This is a genomic window from Actinoplanes sp. NPDC026619, assembly GCF_040638295.1.
GTDB lineage: Bacteria > Actinomycetota > Actinomycetes > Mycobacteriales > Micromonosporaceae > Actinoplanes.
This window is the reverse complement of sequence record NZ_JBEZYA010000032.1, coordinates 80140-102458: the sequence shown is the minus strand read 5'-3', so window position 1 is coordinate 102458 and position 22319 is coordinate 80140. Positions and strand designations below refer to the sequence as shown.

The 22319-nt window shown below is 71.9% G+C and carries 9 protein-coding genes and 1 pseudogene; 8 read left to right on the top strand and 2 right to left on the bottom strand.

The features are described from left to right. Positions 1-9 precede the first annotated feature (9 nt). From AB0E90_RS43520 to AB0E90_RS43500, 5 genes are all read left to right on the top strand, one after another. Positions 10-2013, top strand: coding sequence for a magnesium chelatase subunit D family protein (locus AB0E90_RS43520; protein ID WP_360418205.1), 2004 nt, complete (start codon positions 10-12; stop codon positions 2011-2013). Continuing rightward, positions 2013-2615 carry a cob(I)yrinic acid a,c-diamide adenosyltransferase gene (gene cobO, locus AB0E90_RS43515; RefSeq protein ID WP_360418204.1) on the top strand — a complete coding sequence of 201 codons (603 nt, stop codon included), beginning with the start codon at positions 2013-2015 and terminating at the stop codon, positions 2613-2615. Before AB0E90_RS43520 ends, cobO begins: the two co-directional genes overlap by 1 nt. Beyond that, on the top strand, positions 2615-4006 hold the full coding sequence (locus tag AB0E90_RS43510; RefSeq protein WP_360418203.1) for a cobyrinate a,c-diamide synthase: 1392 nt from the start codon (positions 2615-2617) through the stop codon (positions 4004-4006). The genes cobO and AB0E90_RS43510 overlap by 1 nt, the downstream gene beginning before the upstream one ends. Continuing rightward, positions 4003-4383 (top strand): cobalamin biosynthesis protein, encoded by a 381-nt coding sequence (locus AB0E90_RS43505; protein WP_360418202.1) that lies wholly within the window; start codon positions 4003-4005, stop codon positions 4381-4383. The genes AB0E90_RS43510 and AB0E90_RS43505 overlap by 4 nt, the downstream gene beginning before the upstream one ends. 124 nt (positions 4384-4507) lie before the next feature. Then, entirely contained in the window at positions 4508-5941 is a 1434-nt protein-coding gene (locus AB0E90_RS43500; protein WP_360418201.1) for a hydrolase, read from the top strand. Positions 5942-6045: 104 nt separating this feature from the next. Here the strand turns inward: AB0E90_RS43500 and AB0E90_RS43495 are convergent, their stop codons facing one another. Further along, on the bottom strand, positions 6046-7128 hold the full coding sequence (locus tag AB0E90_RS43495) for a glycoside hydrolase family 92 protein (RefSeq protein ID WP_360418200.1): 1083 nt from the start codon (positions 7126-7128) through the stop codon (positions 6046-6048). Beyond that, on the bottom strand, positions 7098-8429 hold the full coding sequence (locus tag AB0E90_RS43490) for a glycoside hydrolase domain-containing protein (protein WP_360418199.1): 1332 nt from the start codon (positions 8427-8429) through the stop codon (positions 7098-7100). The genes AB0E90_RS43495 and AB0E90_RS43490 overlap by 31 nt, the downstream gene beginning before the upstream one ends. A gap of 39 nt (positions 8430-8468) precedes the next feature. Here AB0E90_RS43490 and AB0E90_RS43485 point away from each other — a divergent pair, with 39 nt between their 5' ends. From AB0E90_RS43485 to AB0E90_RS43475, 3 genes and pseudogenes are all read left to right on the top strand, one after another. Next, a complete protein-coding gene (locus tag AB0E90_RS43485) occupies positions 8469-8618 on the top strand; it encodes a hypothetical protein (protein ID WP_360418198.1) in 150 nt (49 codons plus the stop codon). 15 nt (positions 8619-8633) lie between these two features. Continuing rightward, positions 8634-19229, top strand: a complete 10596-nt coding sequence (locus tag AB0E90_RS43480; protein WP_360418197.1) for a hypothetical protein — start codon at positions 8634-8636, stop codon at positions 19227-19229. After that, positions 19226-22015 (top strand): annotated as a pseudogene (locus AB0E90_RS43475) (hypothetical protein); the annotation flags it as partial. The gene AB0E90_RS43480 and the pseudogene AB0E90_RS43475, both read left to right, overlap by 4 nt. Positions 22016-22319: the final 304 nt, after the last annotated feature.

The following is a 22319-nucleotide window of genomic DNA, read 5'->3' as shown; positions in this document are numbered from 1 at the left end:
GGGATCTTTGTGACGCCGTACCCGTTCTCCGCCGTGGTCGGGCTCGCCGATCTTCGGCTCGCCCTGCTGCTCAACTCCGTCTCGCCGCACGTCGGCGGGGTTCTCGTCCGAGGCGAAAAAGGCACTGCCAAGAGCACTGTCGTACGCGCTCTCGCGTCCCTGCTCCCGCCGGTCGACGTGGTTCGCGGTTGCCGCTTCGCCTGCGACCCGGGCGCGCCCGACCCGCTCTGCCCGGACGGGCCACACGCGCCCGACTCGCCGGCGCACTCCCGCCCGGCCGCCCTCGTCGAGCTCCCGGTCGGCGCCACCGAGGACCGGGTGGTGGGCACGCTGGACATTCAGCGGGCGCTGGCCGACGGGGTCAAGGCGTACGAGCCGGGACTGCTCGCGGCGGCACACCGCGGGATTCTGTACGTCGACGAGGTCAACCTGCTCCCCGATCACCTCGTCGACCTGCTGCTCGACGCGGCCGCGATGGGGCGGGCGCACGTCGAGCGGGACGGGGTGTCGGTCAAACACGCCGCCCGGTTCCTGCTCGTCGGCACGATGAACCCGGAGGAGGGCGAGCCCCGGCCGCAGCTGCTCGACCGGTTCGGGCTGGTCGTCACGGTCAGCGCGCCCCGGGACGCGGGGGACCGCGCCGAGGTCGTGCGCCGCCGGCTGGCCTACGAGGCCGATCCGGACGCGTTCGCGGCTCGCTTCGCCGGCGACGAGCTGGCGCTGGCGGCCCGGATCGTGGCCGCCCGTCAGCACCTTCCGCGGGTGGTGCTGCCGGATGGCGAGCTCGATCGGATCGCCCGGGTGTGCCTCGCCTACGGCGTCGACGGGATGCGGGCCGACATCGTGGTGGCCCGGTGCTCGGTGGCGCTCGCGGCCTGGCACGGGCGGGATGTCGTCACCGCTGATGACGTGCGGGACGCGGCTCGGCTGGCGCTGCCGCACCGGCGGCGCAAGGATCCGCTCGATCCGCCGGGGACCGATGAGGAACGCCTGGAAGATGCGCTGTCGCAGGCCGAGCCGCCGCCGTCGCCGCCTTCCGAGGATGACGACCCGGAGCCGGATGGTGGGGGATCGCCTCCGCCGCCCTCGTCCGGGCCGGATGGAGGACCGCCTCCGCCCCCCTCGTCCGGGCCGGATGGTGGCGCGCCCGGTCAGCCTCCCTCCGACGCCGGCCTTGATACCCCGGACGCAGGGGACAAATCGGGTGCCGGGATGGCGCCGGCCGCTGCGGCCGGGAACGCCTATCGCACCCGTACGCTCAAGATCGCTGCTCGTGGCACCGGCGGGCATGCCGGTCGCCGGTCGCCGTCGATCGCCCGCCGCGGCCGGGTGATCGGCTCCCGGGTTCCGGTCGGCAAGCTCGGCGGGGCGCCGCATCTGCCCGCCACCCTGCGGGCCGCGCTGCACCGCGGCGACCGGTTCGCGCAGGCCGGTGGGCGGCTTGTTCAGCCCCGTGATCTGCGGGAGGCCGTCCACGTCGGACGTGAGGCCAACCTCGTCCTGTTCGTGGTGGACGCCTCCGGGTCGATGGCCGCGCGCCGCCGGATGACCGTGGTCAAGACCGCGGTGCTGTCGCTGCTGCGCGACGCCTACCAGCGGCGGGACCGGGTCGGGATGATCACGTTCCGCGGGCACGACGCCGAGCAGGTGCTGCCGCCGACCTCCAGCCACGAGGTCGGGGTGATGCGGCTCGCCGCCCTGAAGACCGGCGGCCGCACGCCGCTCGCGGCCGGGCTCCGCACCGCCGCCGCCACCATCGCCACCGAGCGCCGCCGCGATCCGCGCCGGCGGCCGCTGCTGATCATCGTCACCGACGGCCGCGCCACCAGCGGGCCGGACCCGGTGCTGATGGCGCCCGCCCTGGCCGGCGTCGCGACGGTGGTCGTCGACTGCGAGTCCGGTCCGGTGCGCCTCGGCCTGGCCCGGCGGCTGGCCACCGCGCTCGACGCCGACCTGATGCCCCTCGACCAACTCGAAGCCGGCGCCGCCACGGCCCCGGGGAGGGCTGCCTGATGCCGCAGGGGAAGGTCGACGTCGTACCGAACGATGGGCTCACCACCCGGCAGCGTCGCCGGCAGGCCGTGCTTGCCGTGCACACCGGGCATGGCAAGGGGAAGTCGACGGCCGCGTTCGGGATGGCGCTGCGGGCATGGAGCGCCGGGTGGCCGGTCGGGGTGTTCCAGTTCGTCAAGTCGGAGAAGTGGCGGGTCGGCGAGGAGTCGGCGCTCAAGGCGCTCGGCCAGATGCCCGGCGGAGCGCCGGTGACCTGGCACAAGATGGGCGAGGGCTGGTCGTGGATCCAGCGGGCCGGCACCGAGCGCGACCACGCCGCCGAGGCCGTCGAGGGCTGGGCGCAGATCAAGCGGGACATCGCCGCGGAGACCTACCGGTTCTATGTGCTCGACGAGTTCACCTACCCGATGAAGTGGGGCTGGGTCGACGTGGACGACGTGGTGGCCACCCTCACCGACCGGCCCGGCACGCAGCATGTGGTGATCACCGGGCGGGACGCGGCGCCGGCCCTGCTGGACGCGGCCGACCTGGTGACCGAGATGACGAAGGTGAAGCATCCGATGGACGCCGGCCGCAAGGGACAGCAGGGCATCGAGTGGTGATGATCCCCCGGGTCGTGATCGGCGCGCCCGCGTCGGGTCACGGCAAGACGACCGTGGCCACCGGGCTGCTGGCGGCCTACGCCCGGCGCGGGATGACGGTCGCGCCGTTCAAGGTCGGTCCCGACTACATCGACCCCGGCTACCACGCCCTCGCCGCCGGTCGCCCCGGCCGCAACCTCGATCCGGTGCTGGCCGGCGAGCACCGGATCGCGCCGCTGTTCGCGCACGGTTCGGCCGGCGCGGAGCTGGCCGTCGTCGAGGGCGTGATGGGCCTCTACGACGGCCGCACCGGCGCCGGCGACACCGGTTCGACCGCCCAGGTCGCCGAGCTGCTGAGCGCGCCGGTGATCCTGGTCGTCGACGCGGCTGCCCAGGGCCGGTCGATCGCCGCGCTGGTGCACGGTTTCCGCAGCTTCGGCAGCGTGCGGCTGGCCGGGGTGATCCTCAACCGGGTCGGCTCGGACCGGCACGAGTCGCTGCTGCGCGAGGCGTGCGAGGAGGTCGGCACGCCGGTGCTGGGCGCGCTGCGCCGGGCCGACGCGGTGGCCGCACCCTCCCGCCACCTGGGTCTGGTGCCGGCCGCCGAACGCCGGGCCGAGGCACGGGCCTCGGTGGACGCCCTGGCCGCACTGGTCGCCGCGTCGGTCGACCTCGACGAGGTAGCCGTGATCGCGCGTTCCGCGCCGGCTCTGTCGGTGACGCCGTGGAGCCCCGAGAGCGCGCTCGAGACGGCCGGCTTGGATTTGAGCGGGCCGCAGGGTGCGAGAGGCGTCCGGCCGGTGATCGCGATCGCCGGTGGGCCGGCCTTCTCGTTCTCCTACGCGGAGACGCCGGAGCTGCTGACGGCGGCGGGCGCCGACGTGGTGACGGTCGATCCGCTGCGGGACGAAAAACTGCCGGCCGGAACGCGCGGCCTGGTGGTCGGTGGCGGCTTCCCCGAGGTGTACGCGGCGGAGCTCTCCGCCAACGAGCCCCTGCGCCTGGCCGTGGCGTCGCTGGCCGCGGTCGGCGGCCCGATCGTGGCCGAGTGCGCCGGCCTGCTCTGGCTGTGCCGCACCCTCGACGACGCCCCGATGTGCGGCGTCCTCGACGCCGACGCCGCGATGACCCCCACCCTGACCCTGGGTTACCGCGACGCCGTCGCCCTGTCGGACAGCCCGCTCGCCCCGGCCGGCACCCGGGTGACCGGCCACGAGTTCCACCGCACGACCGTCCATCCTCGATCCGGCCTGCTGCTGTCGCCCGCGGGCGGCGCCGCCTGGCAGTGGCGCGGCGCCGACCCGGAGGGCTTCGCCACCCCCGCCGTGCACGCCTCCTACCTGCACCTGCACTGGGCCGGCGCCCCGTCACTGGCCAGCAACGTGGTGGCGGCGGCTTCCACACCGCGGTGAGCCTGGTCGTCGGGCTGGGGGCTCGGGCAGGGAAGCCGATGCCGGAGCTCGCCGACGCGGTCGGACGGGCGCTCGCCGAGGCCGGGGCCGACTGGGGTGACGTGCGGGTGCTGGCCACTCTTGATCGGCGGGCGGCCGAGGACGGCGTGCGGGAGCTGGCCGCGACGCACGGGTGGGAGCTGGTTTCGTTCGTGGCGGCGGAGCTCGGTGCTCACGACGTACCCCATAAGAGCGAAAGAATCGCCGCCGCCGTAGGCACCCCCAGCGTCGCGGAAGCGGCGGCACTCGCCGCCGCCGGACCGGGGGCCGAGCTCGTCTTGCCCAAGCGGGTGTACTCCGGGGTGGTCGTGGCGGTGGCCGCTACACCCGCGGTGTGATCTTGCGGTGCTGGATCTGCGCCGGTCGCGGTAAGGGTTTTCCCCTGTTTCACCAGCTGGGGGTGGGCGGAGCGGGACGGCACTCATAGACTTCCGCCGATATATCGACTATCGGAGGTGCAACGTGCTGGTCCGATACCGGGCTCTGCTGGCCGCCGCCATCCTGGCTGCCGGTGTGGCCCTCTTCGCCGTGGTGACGACGCCACCCGCGTCGGCCGCGGTGAGCTACCGAGTGCTGTTCGACAACACCAAGGCCGAGACGGCGGGCAACGCCGACTGGATCATCAGCACGTCCCAGCCCGATCCGCTGAGCCAGAACTCCAGCCCGACCTCGGAGACGTCCTGGACCGGCGCGCTGTCGGCGTGGGGCGTCGGGCTGCAGCGCACCGGGAAGTACAGCCTCAAGACCCTGCCGAGCGGGAACACCATCACGTACGGCGGGTCCGGCGCGCTCGACCTCGCCAACTTCGACGTCTTCGTGATGCCGGAGCCGAACGTGCTGCTCAGCACGGCCGAGAAGACCGCGATCATGAAGTTCATCCAGGCCGGCGGCGGTTTCTTCCTGATCGTCGACCACGCCGGCAGCGACCGGAACAACGACGGTTACGACTCGGTCGAGATCGCCAACGACCTGCTCACCAACAACGGCGTGGACAACACGTCGCCGTTCGGGTTCAGCATCGACACCAACGACATCTCCAGCGAGAACCCGGTCGCGATCAGCAGCAGCACCGACCCGGTGGTCAACGGGCCGTACGGCCAGGTCACCGGCAGCATCATCCGCGACGGCAGCACCCAGACGCTGAACAAGACGGCCAACTCCAGCGTCAAGGGCCTGGTGTGGCGGACCAGTTCCAGTCAGACCGGCACCACCGGGGCGTTCTTCACGACCAGCACGTTCGGGTCGGGGCGGGTGGCGGTGTGGGGCGACAGCTCGCCGATCGACGACGGGACGGGGCAGTCCGGCAACACGCTCTACGACGGCTGGAACGACACCGCCGGCAGCAATGCGGAGCTGGCCCTGAACGCCACCGAGTGGCTGGCCGGAACCGGGACGTCGACGCCGACCACGTCCCCGACCACCGCGCCGACTCCTGGCGGCTCGTGCACCAGCACGCAGCTGTTCGGCAACACCGGCTTCGAGTCGGGGGCGACCACCTGGACCGCCACCTCGGGCGTGATCACCAACTCGTCGTCGCAGGCCGCGCACGCCGGCTCCTACAAGGCCTGGCTCGACGGCTACGGCAGCACGCACACCGACACGCTGTCGCAGACGGTGACGATTCCATCGGGGTGCAGCGGCGCGACGCTGAGCTTCTGGCTGCACATCGACACCGACGAGACAACCACGACGACGGTGTACGACAAATTGACCGTTGCCGCCAAGGGCTCGACGCTGGCGACATACTCGAACTTGAACGCCGCTTCCGGATATGTCCAGAAATCCGTGGTGATTTCAGGTTCGGGCAGCACCACCGTCACCTTCACCGGTGCCGAGGGCAGTCAGATCCAGACGTCCTTCGTCCTCGACGACGTGACGCTGACGCCGACGGCGTGAGCCAAGCCACTTTTCCAGGAAATGGGCCCCTCGCTACGCATGCGAGAGGCCTACTTCCTGGAAACAGGCCGTGGGGCCAGGCGGAGCCCAGCCGGCCCGAGAAGCTAGTGATCCACGGGGAGGCCGGAGACGGCCCAGCTCTGGTTCGCGGTCGCGGCAAGCGTGAAGTTCACGGTCCCGCCCCGCTGCGCGAACGACTCCGGCAGCCACGACTTACCGAGGGTGCGGCCGTTCAGCGTCACCCTCTGCACGTACGTCTCGGTGGAGTCGGCGTTGATCGTGAGCCGGACCCCGTTGCTGCGGGTGAGCACCACCCGGGTGAAGACCGGCGACCCGAGCAGCATCTCGGCCCGCCCCGGCACCTGCGGGAAGAACCCCATCGCGGCGAACACGTACCACGCGCTCATCGTGCCCAGGTCGTCGTTGCCGGGCAGCCCGGACGGCCCGACGCCGTACGCGGTGTCGACGATCTGCCGCACCGTGGCCTGCGTCTTCCAGGGCTGACCGAGTCCGTTGTAGAGCCACGGCGCGTGAATGCCGGGCTCGTTGGTCGGGTCGTAGCGCAGCGCGTTCCCGCCGAGCACCGCCCAGTTGCCGTTCTCGTCGTGGAACAGCCCGTCGAGCCGGGTCGCGGCGGCGGGCCGGCCGCCCATCAGCGCCGCCAGCCCGGACACGTCCTGCGGGACCATCCAGGTGTACGTGGCGCTCGACCCCTGCGCGAACCCGGCGTCGGTCGACGGCGTGAACCCGGTCTGCCAGCTGCCGTCCGCCTTCCGGGCCGCCTGGTAGCCGACCGCGGTGTTGAACGTGTTCTTCCAGTAGTCACCGCGCGGCAGGAGCTGCCGATACAGATCGTTACGGCCGGACCGCTGCGCCCACATGGCGAGAGAGAAGTCGGCGAGCGAGTTCTCCAGCGTCTCGGCCGCCCCGCCCCAGCAGTGACAGATGTCGTTGGCGGCGTACTTCAAGGCCAGGTAGGTGTTCAGCGTCGGCCGCTGGCCGGTGCACTGACCAGGGCAGCCGGCATCGTTCAAGGCATCGGCGTTCTGCACGGTCGCCTGCCGCACGAGCGAGTCCAGCGCCTCGGCCGAGGAGAAGTTCCGGACCCCGAGCGCATACCAGGTGGCCAGCGTCGGCGCGGCCGGATCGCCGGTCATCACGTGCGTCGGCGCGCCAGATGCAGCCACCGGTCCCAGATCCCGTTGTTCTGCGCGGCGAAGTCCATCATGGACGTCGCCATGTCCCCGGCGACGTCGGGCCGCAGCAGACCGAGCAACTGGATCTGTGCCCGATACTGATCCCATCCGGAGAACGTCCCGTAGGCCGCCTTCTGTCCCGCCCGCAGAGCATGCACCTGCATGTCCGCCCCGAGGTACCTGCCGTCGAGGTCGTTGAGCGTCTGCGGCTGCATCAGGCTGTGATAGACGGCGGTGTAGAAAGCGGTCGTCCGCGCGTCCGTCCCGCCGGTGACCGCGATCCGCTTCAGCTCGGTGCTCCATGCCTGACGCGCCTGCAGCGCGACATCACCCGGCGTAGCTTGCGCCGGGATCTCCCCGTCACGGTTGGCGACGGCTCCGCCGAGGCTGGTGTACGAGATACCGACGCGCATCCGGACGTCCGCATCACTGGTCGTGTCGAATCCGACCCAGCCACCGGATCCCCGGCCGGCCCGGTCCGCGCCGGTCAGATAGCCCTCGCCGCCGGTGGCCGTGGTAGCGCCCGGGGTCAGCGTCGAGTTCTGCCAGCCGCCGGTGCTCGCGAAGTCCCGGTCGAAGACCGCGCTGAAATACAGCCGGTAGTAGGAGCGCCGGTCGGGGTTGTTCGCCCCGCCGCCGTTGCCCCGCCGCCCGCAGAAACCGCCGGTCAGCACCGATCCATTCACGGTGCGGGTGGCCGGGTCGATGGTGATTTCGGCGTCCTCGCTGCCGTTGAGTGAATTCGACGTACGAAATAGTAGGTTTTCGGCTTTTCCGGCGGGAAAGGAGAAGTCGGCAATTCCGGCACGGGTGGTGACCGCGAGATCGGTGCGGACGCCCGAGTCGAGCGTGACGGTGTAACGCCCCGGAGTCGCCGATTCGTTGGCGTGACTGTAGGTACCGATGTACTTGGTGTCTTTGATGTCAGCGGTGGGGGAGGAGTCGACTGCTCCGGCGTACGGCAGGATCGGCACGTCACCGGCCGCTCCTGGGGCGCAACCAGCCCCGTTGACATGGGTGAGGCTGAAGCCACGCAGTTTGGTGGTGTTGTATTCGTAACCGTTGGCGGCAGGTGCGTTCGTCTGATCGCCGCTGGTGCCGGTGGGGCTCCAGGCGATCATCCCGAACGGCATGGTTGCGCCCGGCCAGGTGTTGCCCCCGTGCGCGGTCCCGATGAACGGGTCCACATAGCTCACCGGGTCGGTGGTCTCGTCCGCTGCGGCTGCCGTCCCCGCGAGCGTGACCACCAAGGCCGTCCCCACGGCGCCGGCCAGTACGGCACGTATCGACATACTTCATCCTTTCGTAGGCCCGTCGCCGAACCTACGCGGGTGACGATGATCGTCTATCCCCTTTCACGTGAAGCTTTCCTGACTGTTGCCGTAGGCATACTTTCGTCACCACCGAAAACAGCCGTAACAGCAGTCAATGCCGAAATGTCGGTAGGTGGTGGAAAAGGAGGATTTTCACCGTTCGGGTGAACTTGAATACAGCTCGTGGTTACCCAACGGCCTAACCGCGGCCGCCGGCTGGCGGCGCTGGCCCTCGCAGCAGTGCTCCTGGCTCTCGTGCTGCAGCCCTCGTCCGCGGCGGCCGCCGCGATCTCGACGACGGCGCAGTTCATCTCGGGAAACATCAGCGTGCTGAACGTGATCAACCTCGACCTGGGGTCGATCAACCAGGGCAAGAGCTGGACGACCGGCGGCCCCACCGCGTCCTCGAGCCTGGTGAACGCGAACGTCGGCATCGTGGGTTCCAGCATCCTCAGCCTCGGTGCCGTCTCCGAACTCGCCGGGCCGGCCTCCGGTGGCGGCAAGGCCGAGGCGAAGACCACCGGTATCTCCATCCTCGGCAGCAACGGGATCACCACCGGCCCGCTCACGGCCGCCTGCCAGATGACCAATCAGGACATCACCTCGACCGCGGAGATCGCCAACCTGCGGCTCGGCGGCCAACCAACGGTCGTCGTGGCCGGGCAGACCGGCGTGTCCGTTCCCGGCATCGCCACGATCAACACCGAGACGCGGACCGCGACGTACGCCAACAACGTGCTGACCTACACCGTCAAGGCGCTGGATGTCACTCTTCTGAACGGCGCCCTCGGCCTGGTCGCGAACAGCGCACTGACCGTCGCCAAGGCGAGCTGCGCGGGCACCGTGGCGCTGGGTACGACCACGGTCAGCGGAACCACCCTGGCACCGGGCGAGTCCGGCACGCCGACGGTCACCGTCACCAACACCGGCGACGTCGCCGCGATCAACACGACGATCACGATCCCGCTGCCCGCGAACGCGGCGCAGTACAGCGTCGGCACGCCAACGATGACCACCGGCGGCGGCACCTGCACCAAGAACACCACCGCGGTCGTCTGCACCGGCGTGACCGTGCCCGGCAACGGCAGCGCCGTGGTGTCCCTGCCGGTCACCCTCGTCTCGTCGGCCGGCACCGGGGCTCAACCCTGGGCGCCGACCGGCATCAGCGCCGTCAGCGTGCCGGCGCCGCAGTCGCCGAACACCAAGATCGAGGCGCCGACCGGCGCGGGCACGCTGGTCACGGCGAAGCCCCCGGTCACGACCGGTGGCACGGTCACGGTCGCGCCGGCCACCCTCGTCGCCGGCTCGACCGGCACCGGCTCGGTGTCCGTCACCAACCAGGGCCCGTCCGACGCGAGCGGGACCGTGACGATCCCGCTCGGCAACGCCCCGCCGGGCGGCGTCACGGTTGTCTCGGCGAAGGTCGCCGGTGGCAACGACTGCGTGATCGACCCCAACGTCAGCATCACCTGTTCCGGGGTGCCGATCGCGGCCAAGGGTTCGGCCCGCATCGACATCCGGATGTCGTCGGCCGTCAGCACGACCCCCAACTCCACCTGGGACCTCAGCGGCATATCCGCCGATCTCAATGGCAAGACAGTCACCGGAAGCGGCCGGCTTCTCACCGTCAGCGCGCCGACCGTCAACCTCAACGGCGGTGTCACCATCCGCCCGGCGACCGCCACCCCCGGCGGCGCCCAGGTGACGCCCACGGTACGGGTGACCAATGCGGGCACCGCCGACGTCTCCCCGACCACGATCATCATTCCCGGGTTGCCTTCGGGTTACACGCTCGGCACCGTCACCACCGACGGCGGCGGCACCTGTGCCCTCAGCAGCGGGGACGTCGTCTGCACCGGCGTGATCGTCCCGGGCGGCGCCCGCACGGTCATCGTCTCGATCCCGGTGACCGCTGGAACCGGGGCGACCACCGGCTGGATTGTCTCCGGCACCCCGGTCACCGCGACCGGTGGCGGCACCACCGGCAGCGCCACCGGCGCGCTCGTCACCCTCGCGCCGCGCTACACCCTCAGCGTCAACGCGGAGGCGCCCGCCGACGGATCGGCCAGCCCCGGCGGCTCGACCACCATGAAGGTCGACGTCGCCAACCAGGGCCCGTCGAACGCCACCGCCGCCCCGTTCGTCGTGGTGGCGCCGCAGAACACCACGTTCGGCGTGCCGAGCGGCGCCACCGCGAGCGCCTGCACCCGATCCACCCTCACCACCCTGCAGTGTTCGGTGACCCTGGCCGCCGGCGCGGCCGCCTCGCTGACCCTGCCGCTGGACGTGTCCCTGCTGGCCAACCCGTCCACGCCGATCGCCGGCGGCTGCGTCAGCCTCGACAACGACAGCGCCTGCGGTGGGGCGACCGACTCGGCGCTGCCCTCGTTCGGCCTGCGCACCCCGCTCGCGACCCGGCTCGCCACCGTCCTGGTCCCGGCGTCGATCACCCCGGGCGGCACCGGCACCGGCAAGATCCAGCTCGCCTCCACCCAGGCCGAGACCGGCCTGACCGTGACCCTCCCGCTGACCGGCAAGCCCGCCGACCTCACCGTCGGCACGGTCACCGGACCGGCCGGCTCGACCTGTGCGCCGAGCGCCAACGCCATCACCTGCACCGGCGTCAACCTCACCGCGAACACCCCGGCGACCGTCAACGTCCCGATCACGGCCGCCTCCGGAGCCGCGGCGCTGCAGATCTGGACGCCCACCGTCACGGTCGCAGCCGGCAGCGACCAGACCAGCGTCACCGCGGCGCTCGGCGGCACCCGGATCGGCTCGTACACCCTCGGCGCCACCGTCGCTCAGCCGGCGAACGGCGCGGTCGAGCCGGGCGGCACCGTCAACGTGCAGGCGCAGGTGACCAACAACGGCCAGTCCGACGCCACCCCGGCCACCTTCCGGCTCATCGCGCCGACCGGCACCACGTTCGGCACGCTGCCGAACATCTGCACCGGCGCCGGTCTGGCCGTCGCGTCCTGCTCGCAGAATCTCGTCAACGGCGCCACCACCGGTCAGCTGACCATCCCGCTGGTGACCAGCTCCGGCGCCGACCCGGACACCCCGGTCAGCGGCGGCTGCATCGACCTCGACGGCATCCCCGGCTGCACTACCACCGACCCGGCGATCCCCACCTTCACGCTCAAGGTGCCGTTCGCCTCCCGATCGGTCGTCACCGCCGACGCGGCCACCGTGACCCCGGGCAGCCAGGCCACCGCCACCGTGCACGTCAAGGCGGCGCACGGGCCGCTGTCCAACGTGACCGTCACCATCCCCACCACCGGCCTGACCGGCGGCCTCACCGTCGACTCCACGGTCAGCGGCCCGGCCGGCTCCAGCTGCACGGCCGGCGCCAACGCGATCGTCTGCGACCACGTCTCGGTCGCGAACGGCGCCACCGGCGACATCGGGCTCACCGTCCGGGCGCCGGCCGGCGCCACCGCCGGCGCCTGGCCGGCCACCGTGGCGGTGTCCGCCACCGGCGAGACCCCGACCAGCACCAGCCTGCAGCTGGCTGCGGTCGGCGTGGCCAAGCCGGAACTGGTGACGACGGCGGTCACGCTCGGCTCGAGCTCGCTGCTCCCCGGCGGCACGACGACGCTCAACGTAGCGCTCAAGAACCAGGGGCCGTCCGACGCGACCGGCGCCACGTTCAACGTCCTCGCGCCGGTGGGCGCCACCTTCGGCACGCCGCCGGGCGGCAGCAACTGCACGGCCGGCCTGCTGAACACGAAGCTCACCTGCACGGTCAGCCTGGCCGCGCTCGCTTCGGCGAACTACGCGCTGCCACTGAACGTCTCGTCCATCGCGCTGCCCGGCCAGGCGCTCGTCGGCGGCTGCGTCGACCTGGACGCCAACGGGCTGTGCACCGCCGCCGACTCGAGCATCCCGACGATCAACGTGGGCATCCCGGCCCAGCAGCGGATCGTTGTCGCCGCCATCCCGGCCACGGTGACGCCGGGTGGCGCCCCCGGAAGCACCAAGATCAGCCTGATCTCGTCCAAGGTCGAGACCGGCCTGACGGTCACCGTGCCGCTGTCCGGCACGCCCACCGGCCTGAACGTCGATCCGACCCAGGCCACCGTGCCCGGCGGCACCTGCGCCGCGGACGGCAACGGCGACCTGCGCTGCACCGGCGTCGACCTGCCCACCCCGGGAACTCCGGTCGTCATCACCGTGCCGCTCACCGCGGACGCCTCGGCGACCGCCGCGGTCTGGACCGCCACCGGCATCAAGGCCGACGACGGGACCGGCGCGGGCGGCGTGGCCACCGACACGGCAATTCTCGCCGTCGTCGGGCCGGCCCAGACCTCGCTCATTGCCACCGTGAACATCCCGGGCGCCGGGACGACCGCGGCCGGTGGCACCGGGAACGTCGACGTGGTGATCCACAACGGCGGCCCGTCCGACGCCACCGGCGCGACCGTCACGGTGAGCGCCCCGGCCGGCACCACCCTCGACACCCTGACCGGGCAGGCGGCCACCGACTGCTCGCTGACCTTCACCACCCTCGCCACCTGCCATGTCACGGTGGCCGCGGGTCAGGACGAGAACTACACGTTCCCGGTGGCGGTGCCGCTTGACGCCGACGTCTTCGCCACTCTCAACGGCGGTTGCGTCGATCTTGACGGCGCGCCCGGATGCACCGGGTCGCAGGACAAGACGGTCGGCGGGATCACCCTCGCGGCGTCGATCGGCCAGCGGCTCGCAATCAGCACCAACCCGGCCACCGTCACGCCCGGCGCGGCCGGCGGGGCCGATGCCACCGTCCGGATCACCGCGACCCACGGCGCGCTGTCCAACATCAATGTGGACGTTCCGCTCGGCGTCCTGCCGAACGGCATGCACGTCGCCTCGGTCGCGACGTCGAGCGGCAGCTGCGACCAGATCAGCGCCACCGACGTCACCTGCCACGGCCTGGCGATCGCCGCGGGCGCCTCCGAACAGCTCACTCTCCACCTGACCGCGGACGCGGGCCTGGCGCCCACCACCAGCTGGACGGCCAACGGCATCCGCGCCGACCAGGGCGGCGGCACGCCGGTCACGGTCAACCGGCTGATCGCGACGGCGGGCGGGCGGCAGTTCGTGCTCGACCCGACGTTCGGCGCGGCCTCGACCGTCGATCCGGGCGGCACCTCCACCTACACCGTCACCGTGCACAACAACGGGCCGTCCGACTCCGGCGCCACCACGTTCGGCTTCATCGCTCCGGCCGGCGCCACGTTCGACGCGACCCCGCAGCCGGCCGGGTGCACCACCGCGAGTCCCTTCACCACTATGTCCTGCTCGGTCGCCAACGTGACCGGGGGCGGCAACTGGGGGCCCCAGACGCTGAAGTTGAAGGTCAAGGCGGACGCCGCCCCGGGCCAGCCGGTGGCCGGCGGTTGCTTCGACGGCGACAACAACGGCGCCTGTACGACCACGGCCGCGCCGCCCGACGAGAAGCTCCCGGACATCACCGTCTCGGTGCCGTTCGACAAGCAGGTCACCGTCCAGGCCAACCCCTACGTCGGCATCGGCGCCGGCACCGCCGAGGTGCTGATCACTGCGAGCGGAGCGACCCAGAGCAACCTCACCGTCACCATTCCGCTGCCGTCCGACGCGATGATCGTCCCCGGCGCACTGACCCTCGACGACGCCGGGAGCTGCGCCACCGTCGGCTCGAACATCCAGTGCACCGGCGTCGGTGTGTCCGCCAACCAGTCCGGATCCAACTACGTGACCACGATCAGCATCCCGGTCACGGTCGATGCCAACGCCACTTCGAGCACGGTGTGGAACGCCGGTATCAGGGTCCAGGACCAGAGCAGCGCCACCGTCACCGCCGGCGCGATCATCGCCCGCGGCGCTGCGCCGTCCTACACGCTGCACGCGCAGGCGACTTCGCCGGCCGACAACACCGTGCTGTCCGGCGGGTCCACCTCGATCGCGGTGTCGATCACCGCAACCGGGGCGGCCACCGACGAGCCGGTCATCGTGCGCGCCCCGGTCAACACGACCTTCGACACCATCACCGACGCGACCACTGCCGCCGCCTGCACGCTGATCTCGACGGTCACCGCGTCCTGCACGGTGACCGTCTCCGGCGGAACGGTCAGTTGGGCCTTCCCGATCGTCGTGTCGTCCACCGCCTCGACCTCGACGCCGGTCACCGGCGGCTGCGTGGACCTCAACGCCAACGGGTCCTGCGGGGACAGCGGCACCGACGTGGCCATCCCCGGCTTCGTGCTGAAGTCCGCGCTGTCCGCCGTGCTCTCCGCCACCGCGACCGACGTGACGGTCGTTCCCGGTGGCACGGCCACGCAGACCGCCACCGTCGCCTTCGGCACGACCAGCAACCGGACCGGCCTGGTCGTCTCGTTCGACACCGCCGGGGCTCCGTCCGGTCTCACGGTGGGCGCCGTCGACATCGCCGGCGCCGCCTGCCCGATCACCGGCACCGCCGTGCTGTGCCCGGCCGTCAGCCTCACCACCGGCGCCGGCAAGACGCTGTCCGTCCAGCTCACCGCGGCGGCGGCCTCCAGCCCCGGCGCCACCTGGACGCCGACCGTCACGGTCACGGAGGGCAGCGACACCGCCGTGGTGCGCAACAAGCTGGCCACCGTCGGCGCCGCCGACACCGAGCTGGTCGTGGACGTCGACTCGCCGCTGGACGGCTCGGTCCTGCCGGGCGCGACGGGCTACCTCGCGGTGACCATGACCAACAACGGCAAGTCGGCTCTCCCGCACGCCCGCGCCGAGTTCCGCGCGCCGGACGGCACCACGTTCGCCGCCCTCGACGCGCCCGCCTCGGACTACTGCACGCTGATCTCCGACCGGCTGGTCAGCTGCGACGCCGATCTCGGCACGGGATCGAAGTCGTTCACCCTCGGCCTGACCGTCGGCTCGACGGTCACCGGCGGCACCTCGGTCAGCGGCGGCTGCGCCGACGTCAACCTCAACGGCGCCTGCGGCGACACGCAGGACGTCACGTTCAACCTGTTCGTGCTGGCCAAGGTGTTCGGCGACCAGGCCCAACTGACCGTCGAGACCGGCACCGTGGTGCCCGGCCAGACCGGCACCGGCTACCTGAAGATCACCTCCGACCGCACGTTGTCCGGGATGACGCTCACCATCGGCAGCGCCGACATGCCGCGGCCGGAGCTGACCCTCACCGACGTGAAGGACGTGTCCGGCACCGGCACCTGCACGTTCACCGGCAGCATCACCTGCACCGGGCTGGGCGCGACGGCCGGCACGGCGCGGCTGATCTCCTTCACCGCGCAGGCCGACCCGTCGCTGCCGGCCGCCGCCACCTGGACCCCGGCCGCGATCACGCTGACCAGCAACGCCGGCGGGACCAGCCAGACCACCGGCGCGGTGATCCGCACCCTCGCGCCGAGCAGCGGCGTCGCCTACACGATGACGGCGCCGGCCGGCACGCTTGAGCCCGGCGACGTCGCGGACATCGCGCTCAAGGTCACCAACACCGGGCCGTCCGACGCGACCGGGGTGGTCACCCGGGTGCGCGCGCCGGCCGGCACCACGTTCGCCACGCTGACCGCCCCGACCAGCACGTACTGCGCCGCCGTCGACACCGCGCGCACCCAGCTCGACTGCCGCTTCAACCTGGCCGCCGGCGCCGCCCCGCTGGACTGGACGCTGCCGGTGCAGATCCCGTCCAACGCCAACCCGAACAGCACGATCTCCGGGGGCTGCCTCGACCTCGACCGGGACGGCGACTGCGACAGCAGCGACAAGCCGATCCCGGACGTGCAGCTGACCCCGACGCTGGACCAGGCGATCTCGGTCACCGCGAGCGACCCGGCGATCCGCCCCGGCACCACCGGCCGCGCGGTCGTCCGCATCCTCGCCACCCAGGCACAGAGCGGCCTCACCGTCACGATCCCGTTCGGCACGCTGCCGGCCGGCATGACCGTCACGGCCGCGACGTCCTCCTACGGCAACTGCACCCCGAACGCCGGCGACGTCACCTGCACCACGTTCGGGGTGGCCACCGGCGGCACCTCGACGATCGTGCTGACCGTCGCGGTCCGGGACAGCGCCAGTCCGGCCGCCACCTGGTCGCCGGCCATCGCCATCGTCAACACGGCGAGCGAGGCGATCACCCGTACCGTCGAGGTCGCCAAGGTCGGCGCCGCCGACGTCGCGGTGACCGTGACCGCGAAGCCGCCGGCCGACGGCACCCTCAATCCCGGTGACACCGGCCAGATCCAGGTCACCGCGGTCAACACCGGCACGTCGGCCGCCTCCGGCCTGAGCTACTCGTTCGTGGCGCCGACCGGCACCACTTTCCTGGCGCCGACCGGCACGACCGCGAGCTTCTGCAGCCTGGCCACCTCGACCCGGGTGACCTGCACGCTGGCCGTCGCCGGCGGCGGCCGCACCACGTTCGCGCTGCCGCTGAAGGTGTCCGCGACCGCCGACCCGGACAACCCGGTGACCGGCGGCTGCGTGGACACCGACGGGAACGGCGCCTGCACCGGTACGGACAGCGCGATCACCTCGTTCCGGCTGATCGCCCCGCTCAGCGGCCGGATCACCATCGCCGGGTCGCTGAGCTCGGTCACCCCGGGCGCCGCCGGGACCGGCTCGGTGCGGATCACCTCGTTGTCCGCGGTCGCCACCGCGACCGTCACCATCCCGATCACCGGGCTGCCCACCGGTTTCCTGGCCACCGGCGCGACCGGGCCGACCGGCTCGGCCTGCAGCGTGACCACCACCCAGTTCCGGTGCACCTCGGTCGCCCTGGCGGCCGGCGCGACCACCACGATCGCGATAGCCACCACGGTCGCCGCGAACGTGGCGCCCGCCGTCGTCTGGACCGCGACCGGCATCACCGTCGCCTCCGGCACCGAGACGGTCAGCGGCAACGCCGACCTGATCCAGTCGGGCGCCCGGATCGCCAAGGTCGGGTTCACGGTGACCGGCCCGGCCGCCAAGGTGGCGCCGGGCGCGGTCACCACCCTCACGGTCAGCGGGGTCAACGCCGGGCCGTCGTACGCGGTCAACAGCACCGCCACGATCAACGCGCCCAGCAACGCCACCTTCGGCACTCTCACCGGCGCCACCGCCACCGCCTGCCGGGCCGTCACCACCACCCAGCTGAGCTGCACCTACAGCCTGGAGACGGGCAACACGCTGACCTGGACGCTGCCGCTGAAGGTCTCGTCGACGGCCAAGACCGGTGACAAGGTGGCGGGCGGCTGCGTCTCCGCCGACGGCGACACCAAATGCGGTGGCAGCCAGGACGTCGGCACCGGGTCCACGCCGGTCGCCGAGCCGCTCGCCACACACGGCACGCTCACCGTCGGCGGCACGATCATCGCGGCCGGCGCCTCCGGCACCGCAACGATCACCCTGTCGGCCACCGCCGACTACGACGATCTGTTGCTGACGCTGCCGCTGGACGACCTGCCCGACGGCTTCACCGTGACCGCGGCCACGCTCGGCTCCGATTCCTGCACGATCAGCTCGGCCACGGTCGTCTGCACCGGGGTCGCGCTGGTGTCCGGCACGGCCCGCAACCTGCGGCTGTCGGTGACCGTCGACTCGTCGGCCGGCTCGACCAGCGTCTGGCGGGCCGCCGGCGTCACCCTGGCGCCGGCCGACGACGAGACCGACGTGCTCACCGCCTCCGGCATCCTGGTCAGCACGTCGGCCACCGCCTACACGGTGAGCGTCACGGTCGCCGCGGTGTCGAACGCGACCCCGGCGCCGGGCGAGACCACCGTCCTGCCGATCACCGTGACCAACAACGGGCCCGGCGACGCCGATCCGTACCCGGTGACGATCATGATCCCGGACGGGGCGAGCCACGGCACCCTGCCGAGCGAATGCGCCGAGGGCAGCTCCGACCGGATCGTCGTCTGCCAGGTCTCGTTGCCGGCCGGTGACTCGTCGACCATCCGGCTGCCGCTGATCATCGACGAGGGTCTCGACCCGGGCACGGTGATCAACGGCGGCTGCGTGGACCAGGCCCTCAGCACCGGCACACCGGTCTTCGACTACACCTGTGGCGGCACGAACGACGTGGCCATCCCGAAATTCACGATCGGCAAGTACGACGTGGAGCTGGCGGTCACCTACGGCGGCGGCGCCGTCCCGGTCAGCGGCAGCACCCGGCCGGTGGTGAAGATTCCGTACACCAACGACGGCACGGTGATGGCCGACAACGTCAGCTTCACGGTCGAGCCGCCGACCGGCGTGGTCATCGCCAAGGCCGAGATCCTGCTGGACGACTCGACCGCGCAGCAGGTCGCGCAGGCCAGCAAACTGAAGATCAAGAAGATCACCGCGATGGCCAGTACGGTCGTGGCGACCTGCACCAAGGCGACCGGCGGTGACGTCAACGACGTCGTCTGCGCGGCACCGGACGCGGCCGCGGACACCGGCAGCGAGCTGTGGCTGACCCTGGCGCTCGGCACCGGCGTGACGGCCGGCACCCACGCCATGCAGGTCACCATCACCACCACCAGCAAAGACGGTGTGTCCGAGAACAACACCGTCTCGGTTCCGCTGGTGCTGACCGCGCAGGACAGCGACAGCGACGGCGACCTGCCGACCACCGGCGCCGACGTGGCCCGGCTCGGCCTGCTCTCGGCGATCCTGGTCGCTTTCGGCCTGGTGCTGCTCATCGGCGTACGGGAGCGCGGCGGCATGCTCGCCGGCCACCGCGCCGGCACGGAGATACGGCGGCACGCATATCGCAGACCTCGCCATGCGCGACCGAGCGCCCTGTGGCGGGCCTTCCGGCGAGAGGACGGTGACCGGCGATGACGGCGGTTGCACAACGACGAGCCCGAGGCCGCCGACTGGCCGTGCTGGCCCTGGCCGCGATCGCCCTGGGGCTGCTGATGCTCCCGGCCGCCGCACCTGCCGCGAGTTCGATCATCACTTCGGCCCAGGGGCTGCGCGCGTCGATCTCGGTCCTGGGCGGAACGCTCCCGATCTCGACGAACCGGGCGAACTGGACCAGCGGACTGGCCGATACCGAGTCCATCCCGTCCGCGGTCGTCTCGAACCTGGGCACGATCGCCAACCTGGGCGCGGTCACCTCGACCGCCGCGGCGGCGGCCGGCGGGCTGGGCGGCATGGCGTCGTCGCAGGTCGCGAGCCTCGATCTGCTCGGCATCAACACCGGGGCGATCAGCACCGGCTGCCAGATGACCCCCTCGCAGATCACCGGGTCCAGCAGCATCGCCAACCTCAAGGTGGGTACGTCCTCGCGCGGAACCGTCACCGGAAGCCTGGCGGTCGACCTCTCCCCGCTGCTCACCGCCGATCTCAACAAGGAGAGCGCGAGCTGGGACAGCGGCACCGGCACTCTGACCTACAAGGTCCAGGCGCTCGACGTGAACCTGCTGACCAACTCGGGCCTCGGCGTCGTGGCCAGCAGCGAGATCGCCGTCGCCGAGTCGATCTGCTCCGGCAAGGTGCGGCTCGGCGCGGTCAAGGTGACCCCGGTCGTGCTGGCCCCGGGCCAGAGCGGCACGCCGACCGTCTCGGTCGACAACCTGGGTGACGCCGCCGCCCCGAACACGGTGATCACCGTCCCGCTGCCACCCACCGGCTATCAGCTCGGCACGCCGACCACCTCCGTCGGCGGCACCTGCGTCAAGGGCAGCACCCAGGTGACCTGCTCCGGCGTCACGGTGCCGGCCGGCGGCACCGCGACGGTCTCGCTGCCGGTGACCCTGTCGTCGTCGGCCACGTCGGCCACTCCCTGGGCGCCGACCTCCGGGATCGACGCGATCAGCACCCCGGTCGCCGCGGCCACCGCGACGACGATCGAGTCCCACGGCTCCGGCACGCTGGTGACACCGCAGGGCGCGGCCACCGGCGGACTGACCGTCGTGGTGACCGGCCCGGCCGACGGCACGCTGAGCCCGGGCGACACCGGCACGCTGACCGTGACCGCCACCAACAGCGGCGCCACCAACCTGACCGCCGTCCCGTACGCCTTCCTCGCCCCGAACAACACCACGTTCGTGGCGCCGGTCCCGAGCTACTGCACCCTGACCAGCTCGCGCCGGGTCGACTGCACGCTCTCGGTGAACGCCGCCGCGAACCTGCGGTTCCCGCTCCCGATCAAGGTGGCGAGCTCCGCCGACCCGACCGTCGTGCTCACCGGCGGCTGCGCCGACGCCGGTCACGACGGCACCTGCACCATCCCGCCGGACAGCGCCATCCCCGACATCCACCTGAAGGGCCCGGTCACCATCAGCGCGACGCCGGTGACCGTCGCCCCCGGCAGCAGCGGCACCGGCACGCTGAAGGTGCGCTCGACCTCGGCGATCGCGCTGTCGACCGTCTCGGTGCCACTGACCACGCTGCCCAGCGGCTTCCACGTCACCGCGGCGGCCGGCCCGAACAACCTGCTCTGCGTGGTGACCAGCAGCCGGATCACCTGCGCCAACCTGCCGCTGCTGGCCGGCGTGGACACCGCGATCACGGTCACCGTGTCGGTCGACGCGGGCGTCGGGGCCGGGGTCGTCTGGCACGCCACCGGCATCACGGTCCTCGCCGGGCTGAAGACCTACACCGGCAGCGCCGACCTGATCCAGACCCCGGGCGGGACCGCCGCCGTCACCTTCACGGTGACGAGCCCGAGCGGCACGGTGGAGCCCGGCGGCACGACGTCGATGACCGTCACCGGCGTCAACGGCGGCACGGCGAACGCCGTGAACAGCACCGTCACGATCGCCGCGCCCAGCAACGCCACCTTCGGCACGCTCACCGGCGCAGTCGCCACCGCCTGCCGGGTCGTCACGAGCACCCAGGTGTCCTGCACCTACACCCTGGCGACGGGCGGCTCGCTGGCCTGGTCCCTGCCGCTGAAGGTGTCGTCGACGGCGAAGGACGGCGACCAGGTCGCCGACGGCTGCGTGACCGCCGGCACGACCACGGCCTGCGGCGGCCGCCAGCTGGTGAAGGTGCTGCTGGCCACGCACGGCACGCTCACCGTCGGCGGCGCCGTCATCGAGCCGGGCAGCTCGGGCACCGCGACCGTCACGCTGTCGGCGACCGCGGCCTACGACGACCTGGTGCTGACCGTGCCGCTGGACGCCCTGCCGACCGGCTTCACCGTCAACTCCGCCACCCTCGGGTCGGACTCCTGCACGGTCGGCTCGGCCGGCGTGGTCTGCACCGGCGTCTCGCTGGTGTCCGGCACCGCGCGCAACCTGCGGCTGGCGGTCAGCGTCGACGCAAGCGTCACGACGGCCACCGTGTGGCGGGTCAGCGGCGTCACGCTGGCGCGGGCCGCCGACCTGACCGACCAGCTCACCGCCTCCGGTGTGCTGGTCAGCACCGTGGCGAACACCTTCACGGTGAGCGTCACGGTCGGCGCGGTCTCACCCACCACGCCGGCGCCGGGGGAGACCACCGTGCTGCCGATCACGGTGAAGAACAACGGACCGGGCGACGCCGACGACTACCCGGTGACGATCATGCTGCCGGACGGGACGTCGCACGGCACCCTGCCGAGCAACTGTACCGAGGGCAGCAGCGCCACGATCGTCGTCTGCCGGCGGTCGCTGACGGCCGGTGACTCGACGACCATCAAGCTGCCGCTGGTCATCGACAAGGACCTCGAGGCGGGCACGGTGATCACCGGTGGCTGCGTGGACCAGGCGCTCGGCACCGGCACGCCCACCTTCGACTACACCTGTGGCGGCGAGGACGATGTGGCCATCCCGGACTTCACGCTCGGCAAGTACGACGTCGACCTCGGCGTCACCTATGACGGCGGAACCGTTCCGGTCGCCGGCAGCAGCAACCCGGTCGTGAAGATCCCGTACACCAACGGCGGCACCGGCACCGCCGCCAACGTCTCCTTCACCGTCGAGCCGCCGACCGGCGTCTGGA

Bases quoted from the DNA above. Each gene is read 5' to 3' on its own strand.
- cobO (WP_360418204.1), top strand. From the start codon at position 2,013: ATGCCGCAGGGGAAGGTCGACGTCGTACCGAACGATGGGCTCACCACC.
- AB0E90_RS43510 (WP_360418203.1), top strand. From the start codon at position 2,615: ATGATCCCCCGGGTCGTGATCGGCGCGCCCGCGTCGGGTCACGGCAAG.
- AB0E90_RS43490 (WP_360418199.1), bottom strand. From the start codon at position 8,429: ATGTCGATACGTGCCGTACTGGCCGGCGCCGTGGGGACGGCCTTGGTG.